This is a genomic window from Fictibacillus phosphorivorans, from assembly GCF_001619875.1.
Classification (GTDB): domain Bacteria; phylum Bacillota; class Bacilli; order Bacillales; family Fictibacillaceae; genus Fictibacillus; species Fictibacillus phosphorivorans_B.
The window spans coordinates 1-18,248 of sequence record NZ_LRFC01000010.1 but is presented as its reverse complement, the minus strand read 5'-3'; the positions used below and the strand labels follow the sequence as shown (position 1 = coordinate 18,248).

The window sequence follows — 18,248 nt, the reverse complement described above, 5'->3', positions numbered from 1 at the left end:
GTATTCCTGCTTTCTATTTAAATCGACCGATGATCATAAAGATCAAAGAAAGAACAACACTGATGATAATGGAAGTCATGATCGGAAAATAAACAGTGGTGTTTCCTTTTTTCCAAACCATATCACCAGGAAGTTTGCCAATATACGTACCTACTAATCCTATAATAATCAGGACGATTCCTGCAATGATTAAGAGCCGATTCACTCTGTGGACGCCTCCAGTCCAAAATAATGATAAGCTTGTTCTGTTACCATCCGTCCACGAGGTGTACGTTGTAGGAAACCAATCTGCAGAAGATACGGTTCGTATACATCTTCAATCGTCATGGACTCTTCCCCTATTGTAGCCGAAATGGTTTCTAGCCCGACAGGACCGCCCTTATACGTGTGAATGATCCCTAGTAATAATTTATGGTCAATATGGTCCAAACCTAAACGGTCTACTTGCAGAAGTTCAAGGGCTTTTTGGCAGATGGGCAGAGTTATGGTATCTTTGCCCTCCACTTGTACAAAATCTCGAACACGCCTTAATAGCCGATTTGCGATCCTCGGTGTTCCTCTTGATCTTCTCGCTATTTCCTCAGCTGATAAATCATCAACCGTTACTCCAAACACATCACCAGTTCGCCTTACAATCTCACTGAGTTCCTCTGGTTTATAATATTCAAGCCTTGCGAGCACTCCAAATCGATCTCTAAGCGGTGCAGATAAAGATCCTGCTCTTGTAGTCGCTCCGATAAGCGTAAAAGGAGGCAGATCCAGCCGCACAGACCTTGCCACCTCACCTTTTCCAATAACAATGTCTAAGCAAAAGTCTTCCATTGCCGAATATAATATCTCTTCAATGGCACGTGAAAGCCTATGTATCTCGTCTATAAATAACACATCACCAGGTTCTAATGAAGTTAGAATAGCAGCTAAATCTCCTGGTCGTTCAATCGCAGGACCACTGGTTGTCCTCAAGTTAACTTCCATCTCATTTGCAATAATGGAAGCTAACGTTGTTTTACCTAGACCAGGCGGCCCATACAGCAAAACATGATCAAGCGGTTCATTTCGGAGCTTTGCAGCTTTAATAAATATTCGCAAATTATCTTTAACGGAAGTTTGGCCAATATACTCATCTAACAGTTCAGGGCGCAGGCTTAACTCAATGTTTGCTTCATCTTGGCGTTCCTCTGAAGAAACAATCCTCTCTTCCATACATCCTCACGTCCTTATGCATTCATTAACTTCTTTAATGCTACTTTTACATATTCATTAGCAGACATCTTTTCTTTCTTTAAAGAGGGAAGGATCTTTTGAATTTCTTTTCTTCCATATCCTAAAACAGCGAGTGCTTCGAGCGCTTCATCAAGTTCATCACCAGCTGTTTCAACTTCTGCAAAAAGACCTTCTGTAATTTCAACATCAGCAAAGATAGACAGCTTGCCTTTTAGATCAAGAATCATTTGGCGTGCTGTTTTCTTTCCTACACCAGGGAATTTCGTTAAGAATTTTTCATCTTCCTGTTCAATGGCATTCACCACTTGTTCAGGCTGCCCAAACGCTACAATCGCAAGTGCTCCTTTTGGACCAATACCTGATACATTTAACAGCTTTAAAAACAGGTCCCGCTCTTTTCGATTTTTAAAACCGTATAATGCAAGAATATCTTCACGCACGTATTGATACGTATAAACTGTTCTTTGTTCGTTTAGCTTATAGATAAATGGGTTTGGACATAGCACTTTATAACCGATCCCGTTATTATTCAATACCATATATTCTGCTGTTATGTAATCAACATTTCCAGAAATATTTTCAATCAACTTTTTCTCTCCCTAACGCTAAACCGAGCGTATGTTTCTATCCCCATTGTAACATAGCACACCCCCTAATTCCTTATAAAAAGTGAATTTGATTACATTGTGTGACCATTGTGGTTGAACAGCAATTCTTGAATAAGTCGGTTTTTGTCAAATCGCCTTTATTTTTCAATCATCGACTCAATCCACCAAATAATCGCTTAATTCACCTGAGAAAACGCTTAATTTAGGCTGAAAATAACTTATAATTCTCAATTCAACAAAAAAGAACTGCTCAAAAGTTGAATAAACTTTTGGCAGTTCCTTACTAGCTAGCGGTTATTTTCGAAAGGACGTTTTATTGCATTTCCAAGATCGCTTCCTGCATTTACGATGTCTTTACTGATTCCGCGTACATCTGATTCCACTTCCGTGTAAGCACGGCCATCACGCAAATCATTATCAACATTCTCAATGCGGTTCACCATTTTTTGATCAGAAACAACCTTCACATCACGATTTGGTGCCAAATCAGCAGTGGTTTCCCTAACTTTTTTAGTCAGTTCTTCCTTTTTGTTCTCATCCGTGTCTACTCCTACAATGACGTTGTTATCCTCAAGAATAACGTGAGCATCGTCTACACCCCGGATGTCGTTTACTTTATTGGCAATACGTTCAGCGAGCTTACCATCATAATCTTCATGATAAGTTGAGGTATGATCATTTACATCTCGGTCAGCCATATCAGAAATAAATCCACTACCACGGTCAAGATCACCACGATTATCTCCCTCATTTGAATAATATCCAATTGGGCGAGTGTCGTTGTCATTCCTGTCCTGTGATTCATTTACACCGTTACAGCCAACAAGACCACCAGCAAGAATTGTTACGGTAAGTGTCTTTATTAATACCTTCAATGGAAAAACCTCCTTTCACCATTAGCTTGGCAAGAGAAGGCTCTAAATAATCCTGTTAAATGTAGGATGTCATTTTAATTCATTTTATTTATAATCTTTTCAACAAATTTTTTTCTGTGGGAATAGTCACGCAAAGTAAATCTTGTAACATCCTCAATCATACCTTGATCTTCATATTTCAAGGCTCTATTCCATTCCCTGTAAAGATCCGTTGGAAAGACTAAACAACTAACAAACCATTTTTTTGTAAACATTTTCAAAAAATCTTCATTACCCATTTCTTCCATTTTTGCATAAGACCAGTACCAAAACGGTAATATTCGATTGGCGTATTGCAGCCAGTCAAAAGCTTGAGGGACTGCTGCAAACAAATCAAAGTCAATCAAGTAGGCTTCCTTGGATTTTTCTTTATTGATAACAAAATTATGCGGCGCTACATCACCATGCGTGATTTCTTTTCTTTTATGGGCTTTTTTCTCAAGCACTTCTACAGCATCATGATCGAAATTCTTGAGGCTCCAATTTCCCCACATTACGATGTCAGATATCAAAGGCTGCATTTGATGACTCCATTTTGCAGAACGAGCATGATATTTAAATGTATCAAACCTATCGCTCCACTTTTTATAAAGTGAATAGGACGACAACTGATCATAAGTAGATGAAGGAATGTTTTTTGAAAAAGAATGAAAACGACTAATTGCATCCATTCCTGCACGTACATCAGATGGATTGCCAAAATGAAGACCTTCTCCTTTATAAAAAGGCATAATGGCCCAAATATATTCTCCAAACTCCATTGTCTTCTTTTGATTAGGATAAGCGGTATATGTCCCCATAATTCTTGGTTTTTGACCATGATAAAGTTTGGACAGCTTCAATTGTTTTTTACACGTTTCCATCCGGCTGAAACCCTTTAAAACATACTTTCCTTGTTTCGATTCAATCCAGATTACATTATCACGAAAAAATCCATAATCAAGAATTTCAATGCCCATCTCTTTCATCTTTTTAAGAAAAAGACGATCTCCTTGGAAATCGTCCCTACCATCCCTATTCATCGTCTTCCGTTTCTTCCGAATAATCTTCCTGAAGTTCACGGGATTGAGCTTGTGAATACGGATCAGGCATGTTATACATTCCCTGACTCTGTGGCATCTGAGGCATTCCTACACCCTGCGGCATCATGCCCATCTGACCCATTCCTACGCCCTGTGGCATCATACCCATCTGGCCCATTTGCGGCATCCCTGGCATTCCCATCGGCATTGCACCCATCTGGCCCATCTGCGGCATTCCTGGCATTCCCATCGGCATTGCACCCATCTGGCCCATCTGTGGCATTCCTGGCATTCCCATCGGCATTGCACCCATTTGACCCATTTGTGGCATCCCTGGCATCCCCATCGGCATTGCACCCATCTGGCCCATCTGTGGCATTCCTGACATGCCCATTGGCATTGTACCCATTTGGCCCATTTGTGGCATTCCTGGCATTCCCATCGGCATTGCACCCATTTGGCCCATCTGTGGTATTCCTGACCCTCCGCCTTGTGGCATCATGCCCATCTGACCCATTTGCGGCATGCCTGACATTCCCATTGGCATCATACCCATATCACCCGGTTGTTGAAAGCCTTGTTGACCACCAGGTGTATATTCTCCTGCTGGCATTTGATCCATTTCGGAATCAGGAAATTCACCGAATGGCATAGAACCACTTTGCTGCATCCCAACACCTGCTTGTTGGCCACCTTGTGGGTAACCTCCACCGTAAAGTTGCGGCATACCACTAAATCCTTGAGGAGGCATCATACCGTACCCTTGAGGCATCTGCGAATACGATTGCGGCTTAGGAAACATCGGTGGCATAGAGCCATACATATTCTGCATCATACCTGAAGACTCTTCCATTAAGAATGGATGTTTGTTAGGTGCATAACCATCTTTTCCTGGATACAAGCCATGTTTACTTGCAACATTAGGCTGGTTAGCCATATTGGGCTGATTCGATATGTTTGGCATGTTTGCAATGTTTGGCATGTTTGGTTGGTTTGCCATATTTGGTTGATTAGCCATGTTTGGCTGCTGATTAGGATACCCCATTGGAACATAATGGCCTAAGTTTGATGACTCCATCATCCCAGCAAAATCTTTGTCATGCAGAGGCGCCATCGGTTGCTTCATAGGCGATTTCATCGGTGTATCTTTTAGGATAGGAATATCTTTTTGAATAGGAGTATCTTTTTTCATCGGTTCAACATCTTTTTTCATTGGTACATCTTTTTTTATCGGTGCAACATCTTTTTTCATTGGTACATCTTTTTTTATCGGTGCAACATCTTTTTTCATTGGCACGTCTTTTTTGTCCATCTTAGTCGGTGCTGGTTTCATAGGCGCTGGCTTCATTGGGGCCGGTTTCATTGGAGCTGGCTTCATTTCTTGTTTTATAGGCGCTGGTTTCATAGGCGCTGGCTTAACAGGTGCTGGTTTTGGAGCCTCCTGTATAGGTGCAATCGGTTTTTCTTTTACAGGTACTATAGGCTGCTCTTTTTTCATTCCTGGCATCTTGATTGGGATCTTAATCTTTTCACCCCGCTCGATTACATCTGTTTTAGAGAAACCAGGATTTGCTTTTCTTAAGTCATGAACTGGAACATCATATTTTTCAGCTATTTTGTCAAGTGTGTCCCCTTTTTGCACAATGTGAATTCTCACGCTGCAAAACTCCCTCCTGCCAAATTTCCTTACAGTATATGAACATTTGGGCATATTGCTACATCTTAATGAAGTGTTATTATTCCTTTATCAATTTATGCCTGATAAAAGAAGGATATGACAGGGGAGAGTTAGGGCTACATCATTCGGTTTAAAGCCATTACCGCATATCTTTTTGTCTCATCATCTACTGAAATTATATTCTCAGGGTTACCTTCTATAATATTTTCTAAAGACCATAGCAAGTGTGGCAGGTCAATGCGATTCATCGTTAAGCATGGACAAAGATTAGGGTTTAATGAAACGATCTTTTTGTCTGGAAACTGTTGAGCTAGGCGATTAACTAAGTTCATCTCTGTACCGACTGCCCATTTTGTTCCTGGTTCGGCGTTTTTAATCGTTTCAATGATGTAATGTGTTGATCCGTTAAGATCGCTTGCTCTTACCACTTCATGCGTACACTCTGGATGGACGATGATTTTATAATCAGAATGATTTTGTCTAAAGTCTTCAATTTGATTGACTGTAAATTTCTCGTGAACAGAACAGTGGCCTTTCCAAAGAATCACTTTAATGCGCTCGATGTCAGATCCGTCGAACACTAATTCATCTTTAATCGGGTCCCAAATCGCCATATCTTCAAGCGAGATCCCCAAATCATATGCCGTATTTCTACCTAGATGCTGATCAGGTAAGAAAAGCAGTCTTTCTTTCTGCTCAAACGCCCATCTTACCATCTCTTTAGCGTTTGAAGAAGTAACTGTTGCTCCTCCATTCTTACCGCAAAATGCTTTTATATCAGCCGTTGAATTCACATAAGTCAGCGGAAGCATGGTATCACCAAATATCTTATTCAATTCTTTCCATGCTCTTTCTGTTTGATGAATATCCGCCATGTCGGCCATCGAACATCCAGCTTTTAAATCAGGAAGTATGACAGTCTGATTTATGCTGCTCAGCATATCAGCTGTTTCAGCCATAAAATGCACACCACAGAAAACGATAAAATCAGCCTCTTTGTTTTGAGCGGAAATTTTAGCTAGCTGAAGAGAATCTCCTGTAACATCTGCAAATTGTACGACTTCATCTTTTTGATAATGATGTGCAGGAAGAAATAGCTTATTCCCTAGCTGCTTTCTTATTTCCTTAATCCTTAGTTCCATTTCTGCAGATGTTAATTCAGAATAATGAGCTGGCAATGATTTATTCTTAGGAAAGGTTTTGAGTATATTCATGCTTAATAACTCCTTTAACGTTCATGCTAATATCTAGTGCTTTATAGGAATGAGTTAAATAGCCTAACGAAATATATTGAACTCCTGTTCGGCTATACGCTGGGATCATGTCAAGTGTAATGCCCCCGGATGCTTCTGTAATTATGCCTGGAGGTACATGCTTCATCCTTTGTACGATTTCATCTGGGGTACAGTTATCGAACATAATGATATCTGCCCCAGCCGAAACTGCTGCAATCACTTGTTCTTCCGTCTCAGTTTCTACTTCAATTTTTACCGTGTGTCCGAATTTTTGTCTTGCTCTTTCAACTGCTTCTTGAATAGATTGAAATCCTGCAAGGTGGTTTTCCTTCAACATCACAGTGTCGTATAGTCCGAATCGATGGTTAAAGCCTCCTCCACATCTAACTGCATATTTTTCAAGCATCCTTAGTCCAGGTGTCGTTTTTCTTGTATCACAAATACGTGTTACACCTTTGCAATTTGAAACAGCTTTTTCTGTGACCGTAGCGATGCCTGAGAGACGCTGGAGCAGGTTTAGAAGGACTCTTTCTCCCGATAAAACACTTTGTCTTTTCCCGGTAATTTCCGCAAGTTGAGTACCAGCTTCACACCACTGTCCATCACTTACATAAATGTTTGTTTGAACAGTGGTATCAATCAGTTCATAACCTGTTGAAAGGATCGGCCCTCCAGCAAATACACCTTGTTCCTTCGCAATAATCGTTGCTGTAACTTCTGTGTCTCCTTCAAAAAGTGAAGCTGACAAGTCTCCTGAACCAATATCTTCAATTAAAAACTCTTGCAGCTGCTTTTTTAGCAATAATGGATTCATCATGCCATAAACTCCTTATAATCTTTTTTTGCTCCCACTCCGTTTGTGGAAAGGGATAGTCGTTTCGATAATGACTGCCCCTGCTTTCTTCACGCTTTAAAGCGCTCGTCAAGGTTAGCCAAGCCATCGTTTGTATGTTTAACCTTTTAATCACGGATAATGGCTCATTGATCAGCTGCGGTTTCCATGTTGTTAACTGCAGCATCTCTGCCGCTTTTGCTAATCCATCTTGGTGCCTGCAAATTCCGGCATGTTGATCCATAATGGATCGAACTTGCTCTTCTCTAAGCAGTTCCTCTACTAGGGCAAAGTTCTTAGGCGACGTTTCTGAATCCGGAAAGGAAATTAAACTCATCTTACTATTGTCTGAACTAAGGACACTGTGTGCTGCTGCCTTAGCAAAAACTGCTCCTTCCAAGAGCGAGTTGCTAGCCAGTCGATTAGCTCCGTGCACTCCCGTATTTGCACATTCACCTATCGCATATAATCCTGCCATAGATGTTTTTCCTGTGTGATCAGTAATAATGCCGCCCATCGTAAAATGAGCTCCAGGTGATACAGGAATTAAACCTTCTTTTAATGAAACCCCTGCTTTATTACATAACGCGATTACACCAGGAAATTTATCTTCAAAACCAGTAATTCCTTTAATATCAAGATAAACTCTTTCACCATGATGATGAATCTCTTGAAATATCCTTCTTGAAACGATATCTCTTGGCGCCAAATCTTTAAGGGGATGAAAACCTTCCATAAAAGGAATACCTTTAGAATTAACAAGGATCCCACCTTGGCCTCTTACCGCTTCTGTAATCAACCCGACGGTATCACTTCCATAAAGTAATGTTGGATGGAATTGAACAAATTCCAAATCAGATAGTTCAACACCCGCTCGGTATGCCATACATAAAACGCTTCCATCTGATCCAAAAGTGTTTGAAGTAGTGTCATAGATTCCAGCATATCCACCGCCAGCTAAAATCGTATCTTTTGCATGTATGAAGGTCGAATCCCCTTCTTCATTCTTGCAATATACTCCTGTACATCTGTTGTTCTGAATGATTAAGTCCACGGCGTATTGATGGGAAATCACCCTGACTTTATCCTTTATTCGCCGTATTAGAGCTTCCATCACCTTTTTGCCTGTCTGGTCTCCACCTGCATGAACAACTCGATTGCGATGATGACCACCCTCTTTACCAAGCATAAAAGAACCGTCGTCTTTTCTGTCAAACCGTACCCCCCACCCTTCTAGAGTTTGGATAACTTGTGTTCCTTCCTGAACAAGGTGCTTTACCATTTCTTGATCATTATGAAGATGACCCGCTTTCATGGTGTCGAGAAGATGCTCCACCCAGGAGTCTTCTTTATCAATAGCTGCTGAGATTCCGCCTTGTGCTAAAAAGGAATTGGATTTCTCAGCAGAAAACTTTGTGATAACTATCACATTCTTATACGAACTTAAATATTCAGCAGCTATCAACCCAGCAATTCCTCCGCCGACAATTAATACATCTGCATCAATATGAGTCATTCAACAAAACACCTCAACTTTACACGTGTCTTGACACCTATATTTACATAGATTTAAACTAGATACAACTATTTTATTTAAACAGAGGTGAAAACCTTGATATATCTCGATTACGCTGCAACAACTCCCATATCAGAAACAGCTCTTGAAGCATTTATTCATACATCAAAAGTTTACTTTCACAATACGGAAAGTCTCCATGATGGCGGTTTAAACGCAAAGGATTTATTAGAACACGCAAGAATATCGTTAGCCACTTTATTGGGAAGAGAAGGAGAAGGAATCTATTTTACTGGCGGAGGTTCCGACGGTAATTTTCTTGCCATTACATCGTTAGCGTTTGGAGCTCAGAAAAAAGGACGACACATTATCACTTCAAATATAGAACACCCTTCAGTTGAATACGTTCTTACCTATTTAGAGAAAAACGGATTTGAAGTATCAAGAATTCCTGTAAACCATAACGGAAAAATTTCTTTAGAGCAGTTGCAAACAGTGATCCGGAAAGATACCATACTTGCAACTATTCAGCATGTAAACAGTGAGACAGGAATGATTCAAGATATCAAGCAAATAGGAAACTTCTTAGCCGATAAAGAGATCTTGTTCCACAGTGATTGTGTTCAGTCATTCGGTAAATACAGCGTTGACCATTTTAGTTCAGCTTCCATAGATTCTTTTACCGTCTCTGCTCATAAAATTCATGGACCTAAGGGAACTGGAGCCGTTTATATCTCACCATCCGTTTATATAAAACCTCTTCTTTCTGACGTAACTCATGAGCGTGGCTTCAGACCTGGAACGGTTGATTTGCCATCCATCGTAGCTTTTGTTACTGCCGCAGATGAACACATAAGAAAGCAATCTGTCCATTTTCAGCATGCTGAAGATATGCGAAAACAGTTTTTATCGCTTATACTGAAAAATAAAGCTATTATTTTTGAAGGAAAGACTGACTGCTCCCCTTTTATTTTTCCAATTAGAATAATCGGATTGGAAGGTCAAATTGTCATGCAGGAACTTACTAGAAAAAAAATCGCTGTTTCAACTGGATCTGCCTGCAAAAATGGTCAGCAAGAACCCTCTAGAGCTCTGCTTGCAATAGGGAGAACTGGCAGTGAAGCCCATGGTCTCGTGCGAATTTCTATTAGCCATCTAACGACAAATGAAGATATCGCTAGGCTAGGAAAAGCTCTTAATGAGATTACAAACAAATTTAAATCGGTCAGTGAGGTATTATCCATATGAGCAAACTTGATAAATTAAAAGGTGATGAAAGAAGGTCGCAGCTTATATCGTGGTTGTTAGAAGCCGAAGAGCCCCTAAGTGGTTCATTACTAGCTGCCAAAACAAACGTCAGCAGACAAGTTATCGTTGGGGACATGTCACTGCTAAAAGCGAGCGGCGAGCCGATCATGGCAACGGCACAAGGTTATGTTTATGTAAAGTCTGATAATAAAAACTCTTTCACATGCGTGATTGCTGCAAACCATCAGCCAGAAGAAACAATCGACGAACTTCATACTATCGTCGATTACGGTGTAACCATTGAAGATGTAACCGTTGAACACCCTGTATATGGAGATATAAAAGCTTCACTTAAACTGTCTACCCGTAAAGATGTAGAGGATTTAATTAAGCGTCTTAAAGATACAAATGCTACCCTTCTAAGCGAACTAACAGAAGGTATTCATATGCATACACTCTCATCAGACTCGCAGGAAAAGTTAGATAAAGTTTGTGATGCGTTAGAGGAGAAAGGGTTTTTATTGTAGGGTTTTTTAGAGGCTGTTTGCGAAAACTTTGTTGCTTTGGAAGTCTATATTTAACTGTTCGTATTTCTCGGATGGCGCTCGTATTTTTCGGATGGCGTTCGTCCACCGTGCTTATCAGCCGCTGTACGAGCACAAATCCCATGAATTAATCCATAAAAACACCCCCTAGCCTACTTTGCTAGGGGGTTACCTTATGCTCCTGTTCCTACTACTTCTACTCTTTCAACAGTTTCCATTCTATTAAGAGTACTTAACAAATCCTTCAGATCACCTTGCAGCATGTTCGTTTCGATCGTTAATGTTATATGCGCTCTTCCTTGTAAAGGAATCGTCTGATTGATCGTCAATACGTTGCATCCTTGAGAGGCAACTACTGTTAAAAGGCTCGACAGTGCACCGGATCGGTCTTCAAGATGAATAGAAAGCGTAATAATTTTCTCTTTTACCATTGTATGAAACGGAAAGATTCCATCACGGTATTTGTAAAACGCGCTTCTGCTCAAGCCCACTTTTTCAGCAGCTTCTGCCACCGTCTTTACTTTTCCTCTATCTAAGAGAGATTTAGCTTCCAAAGCTTTTTGCATGGATTCTGAAAGAACATCTTCTCTAACCATATAATATTGCTGATCATTTTTCATTTAACTTTCCTCCGACTTTAATCTACCCCTTATTATAAATAAAAAATAAGAAAATGTCTATCCCAGGTGGACATCTGTACATAAAAAGACAGCCTGAAAACAGGCTGCCTTTGCATTAATCGATAAATTCGAATTCATATTTCAAGATACGAACGACATCACCGTGCTCTGCTCCACGATCACGCAACGCCTGGTCAACACCAAGAGTACGCATCTGACGCGCAAAACGTTTCGTCGCTTCTTCACGAGAAAAGTCTGTCATCTTAAACAGCTTTTCAATCTTTGGACCATTAATAACAAATGTTCCTGCAGGGTCACGAGTAATATAGAAACCTGCTTCCTCTTTTTCGTGCTTATAAAGAACCCTTTGCTGCTCCACACCATCATCATGTATTAGCGGGAATTCAGGCGTCACTTCTAGAATATCAGCTGTCGTAAACAATACTTCACGAATTCCTTGTCGGGAAATCGCTGATATTGGGAATACTTGAACTTCTTCACCAACTTTTTCTTTGAACGCTTCAAGGTTTTCTTCTGCACCCGGAATGTCCATCTTGTTAGCAAGAACAATTTGCGGACGTTCCATCAATCGCATGTTGTACTGATTAAGCTCTTCATTGATTTTCACAAAATCATCGTAAGGATCTCGGCCTTCCATACCTGACATATCAATAACGTGAAGAATTACACGCGTTCTTTCGATATGTCTTAAGAACTGGTGTCCTAGTCCAACACCTTCATGAGCCCCTTCAATCAATCCAGGCAAGTCAGCCATAACAAAGCTTCGGCCATCTTCTACTGCAACTACTCCTAAGTTCGGAGTAATTGTTGTAAAATGATATTCAGCAATTTTCGGCTTAGCTGCTGATACGATCGATAAGAACGTTGATTTTCCTACACTAGGGAAACCAACTAAGCCAACATCCGCTAACACTTTTAATTCAAGTGTAACTTCACGTTCTTCACCTGGCTCACCATTTTCCGCGATTTCAGGAGCGGGGTTCGCAGGAGTTGCGAAACGAGTGTTTCCGCGTCCTCCCCGACCGCCTTTCGCAATAATGGCTTGCTGCTGATGATGAACAAGGTCAGCAATCGTTTCACCTGTATTCGCATCTGTCACAACAGTCCCAGGAGGAACTTTAACGATCATATCATTCGCTTTTTTTCCATGCATGCCCTTAGACATACCGTGTTCGCCCCGTGGAGCTTTAAAGTGACGGTTGTAGCGAAAATCCATCAGCGTTCGCAATCCTTCTTCTACTTCGAAGATCACGTTAGCTCCTTTTCCTCCATCACCACCAGCAGGACCACCATCTGGAACATATTTTTCACGGCGGAATGCCACCATTCCGTTTCCGCCGTCACCTGCTTTTAAATAAATTTTGACCTGATCGACAAACATTTAATTCTCCTCCTTCCTTTTAAGAAGTTAACTGAATTTCAAAATAACACTTATTTTCCTGGTTATAGCTTTCGATGAGTAACGTGCTTTTATGTGTTGAAAAAATATTCTTCATGTTTTCAAACGTACTCTCTTCGTCTGCCAATGCCCCTTGAAAGGCGTAAGAAACCCGAAGAGCTGCAGGATGAAATGTAACAGTAAGTGAGTATTCATCATAACCCGAAATAGAATTGTTCAACACATCGCACACTTCTTTTGTTGTATGTAACAATTCGTCTTCAAATAAGCTGAAATCCCCGCTTTCCCCATTTACTTTTCCATACAATTTGACCGGATGTTTCAACCAATTATATGTTAATAAGTACTCCGATAAATTCGGGGTTTTCAGGTTAGAGATTCTTGATTCTTCCCGGGATAGTTCAATAACTTCATTCATAATCTCTTTTGCCCGCTCTGTGCGGTCAAGTGATAGGTTTGCTTTAATAAGCTGTAGCTGGTTTAGCCAGTCATGCCTGGCGTGGCGCAAAAGATCGACAGTTGTCCATTTGTTTGACATTATCGCACTCCTAGCCTTTCCTTTTAATATGGCTATACCTTACACCAACAAATTTAGCGCAGTACTTAATTCAACAAAAGCAAAGAAAAAACTCTAACCAATCTGGTTAGAGTTTTCATCTCCCTCTTACGCTTCTTGCGCGATTGGGTAAACACTTACCTTTTTGCGGTCACGGCCATAACGTTCGAAACGAACAACTCCGTCTACCTTAGCAAATAGTGTGTCATCTCCGCCTTTACCTACGTTTGTACCAGGATAGATCTTAGTACCACGTTGACGGTAAAGAATTGAACCACCAGAAACGAATTGTCCGTCAGCACGCTTAGCGCCTAGACGCTTAGACTGTGAGTCACGACCATTCTTTGTGCTACCTACCCCTTTTTTAGAGGCAAAGTATTGAAGGTTTAATTTAAGCATTCGTTGCACCTCCTTCATGTTCAGTCAATTTTATATACTCGCTGTATCCTTCTTCAATCGAAGCAAGAGATACAATCATGCCTTCCAAAAGCCATTGCGTTTTTTGATAGGTAGAATCATCAAGATTATCCGGTACTTTACACTTTAGAAATCCACCATCTTCATGAGTGGTCACTTCCGGCTCAAAGCCGCAAAGCTTTTCTATAGCATTAATTGTACCGAACGACACGGCTGTTGCAGCTGCACACACCAGATCTTGGCCGTGTGGAGCAAAGTCTGCATGTCCATCCATCGTAAACGAAAGTATGTTTTGATTGCGGTTTCTGTATATAGAAACTTTAATCATGGAAATTACCCGTTAATCTTGTCAATCACAACTTTTGTGTATGGTTGACGGTGTCCTTGCTTACGACGATAGTTTTTCTTCGCCTTAAACTTGTAGACAACGATTTTTTCGCCACGGCCATGCTTTTCAACTTTTGCCGTAACTGTAGCACCTTCAACTAAAGGAGCTCCTACTTTAAAGCTGTCGCCACCGACCATCAATACATCTTCGAAAGTTACTGTTTCACCAGCTTCAACATCTAGTTTTTCAACATAGATTGCTTGACCTTCTTCAACTCGAACTTGCTTACCACCAGTTTGAATAATTGCGTACATCAACGTGCACCTCCTCTTATACTCAGACTCGCCATCCTAGGCGTATTTAAAATACTTAAAACCTAGTCTGTGCGGTTGGAGCGGGTGCTCCAAACACTAACGAAAAAAGGATACCATGTTTGGCACCCTTGTGTCAATCTGAATCTTTTAACACTCTGCTTTTCACTTCATATTCTTTTCCTGATTGCCTCACGATCATTTCACGGTTTGAAGCACCTGCCGAAATAAACAAAATGAGTCCTGTTTGTTCCTCAATCGCTTTCTGTTTGTCTGGATTTTTTTTCAGCCATTCTGAAAAGTGATGAGGTACTTCCATCCATAGCGCTTCAGCATCTTCAAAAGCATATTCCTGAACTAACCGCTCCATCTTATAATACAGTGTTTCTGCACGGAGTATATAACCATCCATAAGATGGCTTTGCTTTTCCGCGAGTGTTTCGAGCAATGATGGACGTTCTTTTTTTCGAGTCATTTCAAACAATCCCATTTTTGTGAAGCCATGCAACACCATTGTAGAGGAATCGTTTCTTACTTCCTCACGCATTGCTTTCATAATTTGCTCTTTGTCTTCATTCGATTGCATGGTAATAAAATCGATCACAATCATCCCAGCTATATTGCGCAGGCGGAGCTGTTTCATTATTTCTTTAGAAGCGATTAAGTTCGTCTCAACAACTGTTTTAGAACGGTCTTTTTTTCCTGTGAATTTTCCCGTATTCACATCAATTGCCGTTAATGCTTCAGTCACATTAAAGTACAGAGAAGATCCATTTTTTAACCAAACAAGCGGAGAAAGTGTTTTTTCAATATCTACTTCAATTCCAAACTTGCGAAAAAGAGGTTCTTTTTTATTGTACAACTTTACAGAATAAGGATTACGATAAGAAGCGGCATATTCTTTCACATGGTTATACGTATCATAATCATCCACAACGATCTCTTCTACTTTTGTGTTTAACCATCTTTCTAATATAGGATAGAAAAAAGGAGGCTGAACAATTGAAGCAGGGGCTTTTTTACCTGCTGACTTTATTTCAGCCTCTTTAAATTGTCTCCTTAAGCTTGCAAGCTCACGATTCATCTCCTGCTCAGGAAAGTCCTCACATTCTGTTCGAATGATTAACCCTTCCGCATCTGATAACATTGAACTACCCCATGTTTGAAGTGCATTTCGCTTAGATTCTTTTATTTTTTTTGATATTCCAACGTGTGGGGTGAACGGGAAATATACAAGAAGGTGACCGGTAAAAGAGATAAGAGCTGTTAACTTTGCTCCTTTATCACCAGTCTCTTCTTTTGATACTTGGACAAGGATGGACTCTCCTTCTCTTATCAGATTTGATATAGATGTCTTTTTCTTATCATCATCCGATAGCTGTTGGTAAGCAGGAAGGTCATCTTTATGGAGAAAACCATTCTTGTTTGTTCCAATGTCTACAAACACCGCCTGCATGCCTGGCAATACTTTTTGAACTTTACCTTTATATATGTTACCTGTTAACGGCTTTTCAGTCGGCCTATGGATCGCACACTCTATAAGTTTGTCGTGATCTAGAAGTGCAGTACGTTTTTCCATTCCTGTTGCATTAATTACCACTCGCTGCATCTTTTAACTCACATCTCCCTGTTTTTGCATCTTCCTATTATTTTAACGAAAAACTTTTCCAATTGCACATTCAGGAGGATGTTTATGAAAATAAGCTTCTAAGAGCTCTGCTTCTTTTATCTTAATGGGTTTGAGATTCTTTATGACGATATGATGTGTAACCCCTTTCATAAGATGATGTGTAACTTTTGAAAGAGACCATGTAGGCGGAACAATGATCGTTCGTGTGGTGCTTGTTGAAGTTTGCTGCACCCTGCTTAATAAGAATCGCATAAAAACATAATGTCTGCTTCTCCATTCGAGGACATGAGCTAATCCTAAGAATAAGCATATCACCCATAAATTTAAATGTGTTGGCTGTATAGATAACTGCCAAGCGCTCCCGATGATCAATAAGCCTCCAGATACTAATAAAAACATGCGTTGTGCTTCTTTAAAAGGAATCCATTTCGTGAAAAGGGCAAAGGCCACTTTTCCTCCATCCAATGGCCATATTGGCAGTAGATTAAAAATGAACAATGTTCCGTTTAAAAGAAAGAACCAATAAAAGTCATCAGCAGAAATAATCTCTCCTTGCCTTAAAGAATATGCTACGCCGATTAACCAAACATGCTGCAAAGGACCAAGAACGGCCACCCATATTTCTTCGTGAAAAGGTCTTGTACCGTGCTCTTCCACAACAGCTGCCCCTCCAAAAGGAAGAAGATCAATTCTTGAAATTCTCCATTTAAAAAGATGGGCCCCAGCATAGTGACCCATCTCATGAATAAGAACAACGAAAAACCAGATGATAATTTCCCTGAAGTGTCCCGTATACACGGCTCCAAAGATAACAATCCAAAAGAAGGGATTAATCTTTATTTTCCGTATAAATTCCATTATTAATTTAATCAATATCAATCACCTTGCTCGGATCAATAAAACTCTTGTCTTTTTTAATCGCAAAATAAAATTTTCCTGATTTCCCGTCCTCGTTTTCTGAAACTTTACCGAGGCGTGTACCACTGTCTACATAATTATAAAGCTTTATAGACTTATCGATCTCCTTAAGATTTCCATACCAAGATTCTTGCTCATCCGAGTGCTGAATGATAACGGTAAGCCCAAGGTCATCCTTTTTTCCAGCAAATACAACATAGCCATCTTTTGCTGTTTCAACATCTTCTTCTTTTCCTGTTTCGATGACGATTCCTTTGCCATTCGTACTAAATGTCTCAAATACTTTTCCATTAGCAGGAACCGCAAATACTTCACTCACTTCTTCAGTTTTTTGTTCCTTTTGCAGTTTGTCTTTAGGCAATAATGCTAATGGCTTTCCGAATTTATCTTCATACCAATCTTTCGCAGCTGCAAACTGAAATTCATCTTGATAAACATGTTTGATAAAGTTTTGTGCTTTAGCCGTGTGTTCTCCAGAATTTTTAAAGATAATCCCTACTATTAAAAATAAGATGATGGAAAACATGATCTGCATCAGCATGGCGTGACGGTTAAATAGAGGATGAGATTTCTCTTGTTCTTCCCTGGAAATCATTCCTGGACCATTTTCTTTTGAACTGCCGTTCTTAGAAATATTCCCGTACTTTTTTCGGATTTCATCTGCTCTATTTTTCATAACCGTGCCTCCATTTTTATCATATATGTACATCCTATGACTTGTCCGGAAGAGATATGAGTAAAATGGTTTTGGTGGTTTTGTTGTTTTTAAAAGAGGAACAGCATCTTTTTAGAAAAACTGTTTTCGTTTATACATTGGTGCTCTTGTTAGCAGTTGATTTCCGCAGAGGCGAACGGTGAGCCTCCTTGCACCTTGCACATTAGGAGCCTCCACCTGACCGCTCGTCCTGTAGGAGTCTCGCAACCTTACGATCCAATCAACTCGCAAATGATGAGAATAAAAAAGAATCAAAAGCAACACTAGACTCAACCTTACAAGCTTCTAAAAAGGAAGCAAACAAAGAGGATGTTCCCTTGGAAATTAGCAAAGATGCTTCTTGCACACTATGCGTGAGACGGACCTCAGTTTAGCAGATATTCTGTAATCCCAAATAACCACTTACCGTTACTACATAGCTTGCGATAAAGAGTCTTAATAAAAACATCTTTGGTTAGTGATTGGAGCCCAAGAGGCGAGACTCTCGGCTAGGACAGGCGGGCAGGTGAGA

Annotated in this window: 20 protein-coding genes and 1 other annotated feature; of the genes, 2 read left to right on the top strand and 18 right to left on the bottom strand. The window is 40.3% G+C overall.

Annotation, left to right across the window (positions count from 1 at the left end; translation table 11 throughout):
* Nucleotides 1–13 precede the first annotated feature (13 nt).
* The 9 genes from AWM68_RS07750 to nadB form a co-directional block, all read right to left on the bottom strand.
* Nucleotides 14–205: a DUF2905 domain-containing protein gene (locus AWM68_RS07750; protein WP_066239545.1), complete on the bottom strand. Its 192-nt coding sequence runs from the start codon at nt 203–205 to the stop codon at nt 14–16.
* Nucleotides 202–1,203: a Holliday junction branch migration DNA helicase RuvB gene (gene ruvB / locus AWM68_RS07745; RefSeq protein ID WP_066239543.1), complete on the bottom strand. Its 1,002-nt coding sequence runs from the start codon at nt 1,201–1,203 to the stop codon at nt 202–204. The genes AWM68_RS07750 and ruvB overlap by 4 nt, the downstream gene beginning before the upstream one ends.
* Nucleotides 1,204–1,217: 14 nt before the next feature.
* Complete coding sequence (gene ruvA, locus AWM68_RS07740; RefSeq protein ID WP_066239541.1) at nt 1,218–1,811, bottom strand: Holliday junction branch migration protein RuvA; 594 nt, start codon at nt 1,809–1,811, stop codon at nt 1,218–1,220.
* A 308-nt stretch (nt 1,812–2,119) separates the two neighbouring features.
* Nucleotides 2,120–2,707: a YhcN/YlaJ family sporulation lipoprotein gene (locus tag AWM68_RS07735; RefSeq protein WP_066239538.1), complete on the bottom strand. Its 588-nt coding sequence runs from the start codon at nt 2,705–2,707 to the stop codon at nt 2,120–2,122.
* Between the two features lie 74 nt (nt 2,708–2,781).
* A complete protein-coding gene (locus tag AWM68_RS07730; RefSeq protein WP_066239535.1) occupies nt 2,782–3,768 on the bottom strand; it encodes a phosphotransferase in 987 nt (328 codons plus the stop codon).
* A complete protein-coding gene (locus AWM68_RS07725) occupies nt 3,761–5,425 on the bottom strand; it encodes a LysM peptidoglycan-binding domain-containing protein (protein WP_066239533.1) in 1,665 nt (554 codons plus the stop codon). Before AWM68_RS07725 ends, AWM68_RS07730 begins: the two co-directional genes overlap by 8 nt.
* Nucleotides 5,426–5,562: 137 nt before the next feature.
* The gene (nadA, locus tag AWM68_RS07720) at nt 5,563–6,660 is read right to left on the bottom strand and encodes a quinolinate synthase NadA (RefSeq protein WP_066239529.1); all 1,098 of its coding nucleotides are present in this window, start codon (nt 6,658–6,660) and stop codon (nt 5,563–5,565) included.
* On the bottom strand, nt 6,635–7,495 hold the full coding sequence (gene nadC / locus AWM68_RS07715; RefSeq protein ID WP_066239602.1) for a carboxylating nicotinate-nucleotide diphosphorylase: 861 nt from the start codon (nt 7,493–7,495) through the stop codon (nt 6,635–6,637). The genes nadA and nadC overlap by 26 nt, the downstream gene beginning before the upstream one ends.
* Complete coding sequence (gene nadB / locus AWM68_RS07710; protein WP_066239526.1) at nt 7,449–9,029, bottom strand: L-aspartate oxidase; 1,581 nt, start codon at nt 9,027–9,029, stop codon at nt 7,449–7,451. The genes nadC and nadB overlap by 47 nt, the downstream gene beginning before the upstream one ends.
* Nucleotides 9,030–9,125: 96 nt before the next feature.
* On the opposite strand from nadB, the gene AWM68_RS07705 reads away from it, so the two are divergent.
* The gene (locus tag AWM68_RS07705; RefSeq protein ID WP_066239522.1) at nt 9,126–10,277 is read left to right on the top strand and encodes an IscS subfamily cysteine desulfurase; all 1,152 of its coding nucleotides are present in this window, start codon (nt 9,126–9,128) and stop codon (nt 10,275–10,277) included.
* Nucleotides 10,268–10,804: a transcription repressor NadR gene (locus tag AWM68_RS07700; protein ID WP_419865575.1), complete on the top strand. Its 537-nt coding sequence runs from the start codon at nt 10,268–10,270 to the stop codon at nt 10,802–10,804. Before AWM68_RS07705 ends, AWM68_RS07700 begins: the two co-directional genes overlap by 10 nt.
* A 191-nt stretch (nt 10,805–10,995) precedes the next feature.
* On the opposite strand, the gene AWM68_RS07695 is transcribed toward AWM68_RS07700, so the two are convergent.
* From AWM68_RS07695 to AWM68_RS07655, 9 genes are all read right to left on the bottom strand, one after another.
* Nucleotides 10,996–11,442 carry an ACT domain-containing protein gene (locus AWM68_RS07695; protein ID WP_066239516.1) on the bottom strand — a complete coding sequence of 149 codons (447 nt, stop codon included), beginning with the start codon at nt 11,440–11,442 and terminating at the stop codon, nt 10,996–10,998.
* A gap of 115 nt (nt 11,443–11,557) precedes the next feature.
* On the bottom strand, nt 11,558–12,844 hold the full coding sequence (obgE, locus tag AWM68_RS07690) for a GTPase ObgE (RefSeq protein WP_066239512.1): 1,287 nt from the start codon (nt 12,842–12,844) through the stop codon (nt 11,558–11,560).
* A gap of 19 nt (nt 12,845–12,863) precedes the next feature.
* Nucleotides 12,864–13,400 (bottom strand): Spo0B domain-containing protein, encoded by a 537-nt coding sequence (locus tag AWM68_RS07685; RefSeq protein WP_066239510.1) that lies wholly within the window; start codon nt 13,398–13,400, stop codon nt 12,864–12,866.
* A gap of 126 nt (nt 13,401–13,526) precedes the next feature.
* Nucleotides 13,527–13,817, bottom strand: a complete 291-nt coding sequence (rpmA, locus tag AWM68_RS07680) for a 50S ribosomal protein L27 (RefSeq protein WP_066239506.1) — start codon at nt 13,815–13,817, stop codon at nt 13,527–13,529.
* Nucleotides 13,810–14,163, bottom strand: a complete 354-nt coding sequence (locus AWM68_RS07675) for a ribosomal-processing cysteine protease Prp (protein ID WP_066239503.1) — start codon at nt 14,161–14,163, stop codon at nt 13,810–13,812. Before AWM68_RS07675 ends, rpmA begins: the two co-directional genes overlap by 8 nt.
* 5 nt (nt 14,164–14,168) lie before the next feature.
* Complete coding sequence (gene rplU / locus AWM68_RS07670; RefSeq protein ID WP_066239500.1) at nt 14,169–14,477, bottom strand: 50S ribosomal protein L21; 309 nt, start codon at nt 14,475–14,477, stop codon at nt 14,169–14,171.
* 14 nt (nt 14,478–14,491) lie between these two features.
* Nucleotides 14,492–14,564: a sequence feature (ribosomal protein L21 leader region), on the bottom strand.
* Between the two features lie 46 nt (nt 14,565–14,610).
* Nucleotides 14,611–16,083, bottom strand: a complete 1,473-nt coding sequence (locus AWM68_RS07665) for an Rne/Rng family ribonuclease (RefSeq protein ID WP_066239498.1) — start codon at nt 16,081–16,083, stop codon at nt 14,611–14,613.
* 42 nt (nt 16,084–16,125) lie between these two features.
* Nucleotides 16,126–16,977: a site-2 protease family protein gene (locus AWM68_RS07660; protein WP_066239496.1), complete on the bottom strand. Its 852-nt coding sequence runs from the start codon at nt 16,975–16,977 to the stop codon at nt 16,126–16,128.
* Nucleotides 16,970–17,698, bottom strand: a complete 729-nt coding sequence (locus AWM68_RS07655; RefSeq protein ID WP_066239494.1) for a M23 family metallopeptidase — start codon at nt 17,696–17,698, stop codon at nt 16,970–16,972. The genes AWM68_RS07660 and AWM68_RS07655 overlap by 8 nt, the downstream gene beginning before the upstream one ends.
* Between the last annotated feature and the right edge of the window lie 550 nt (nt 17,699–18,248).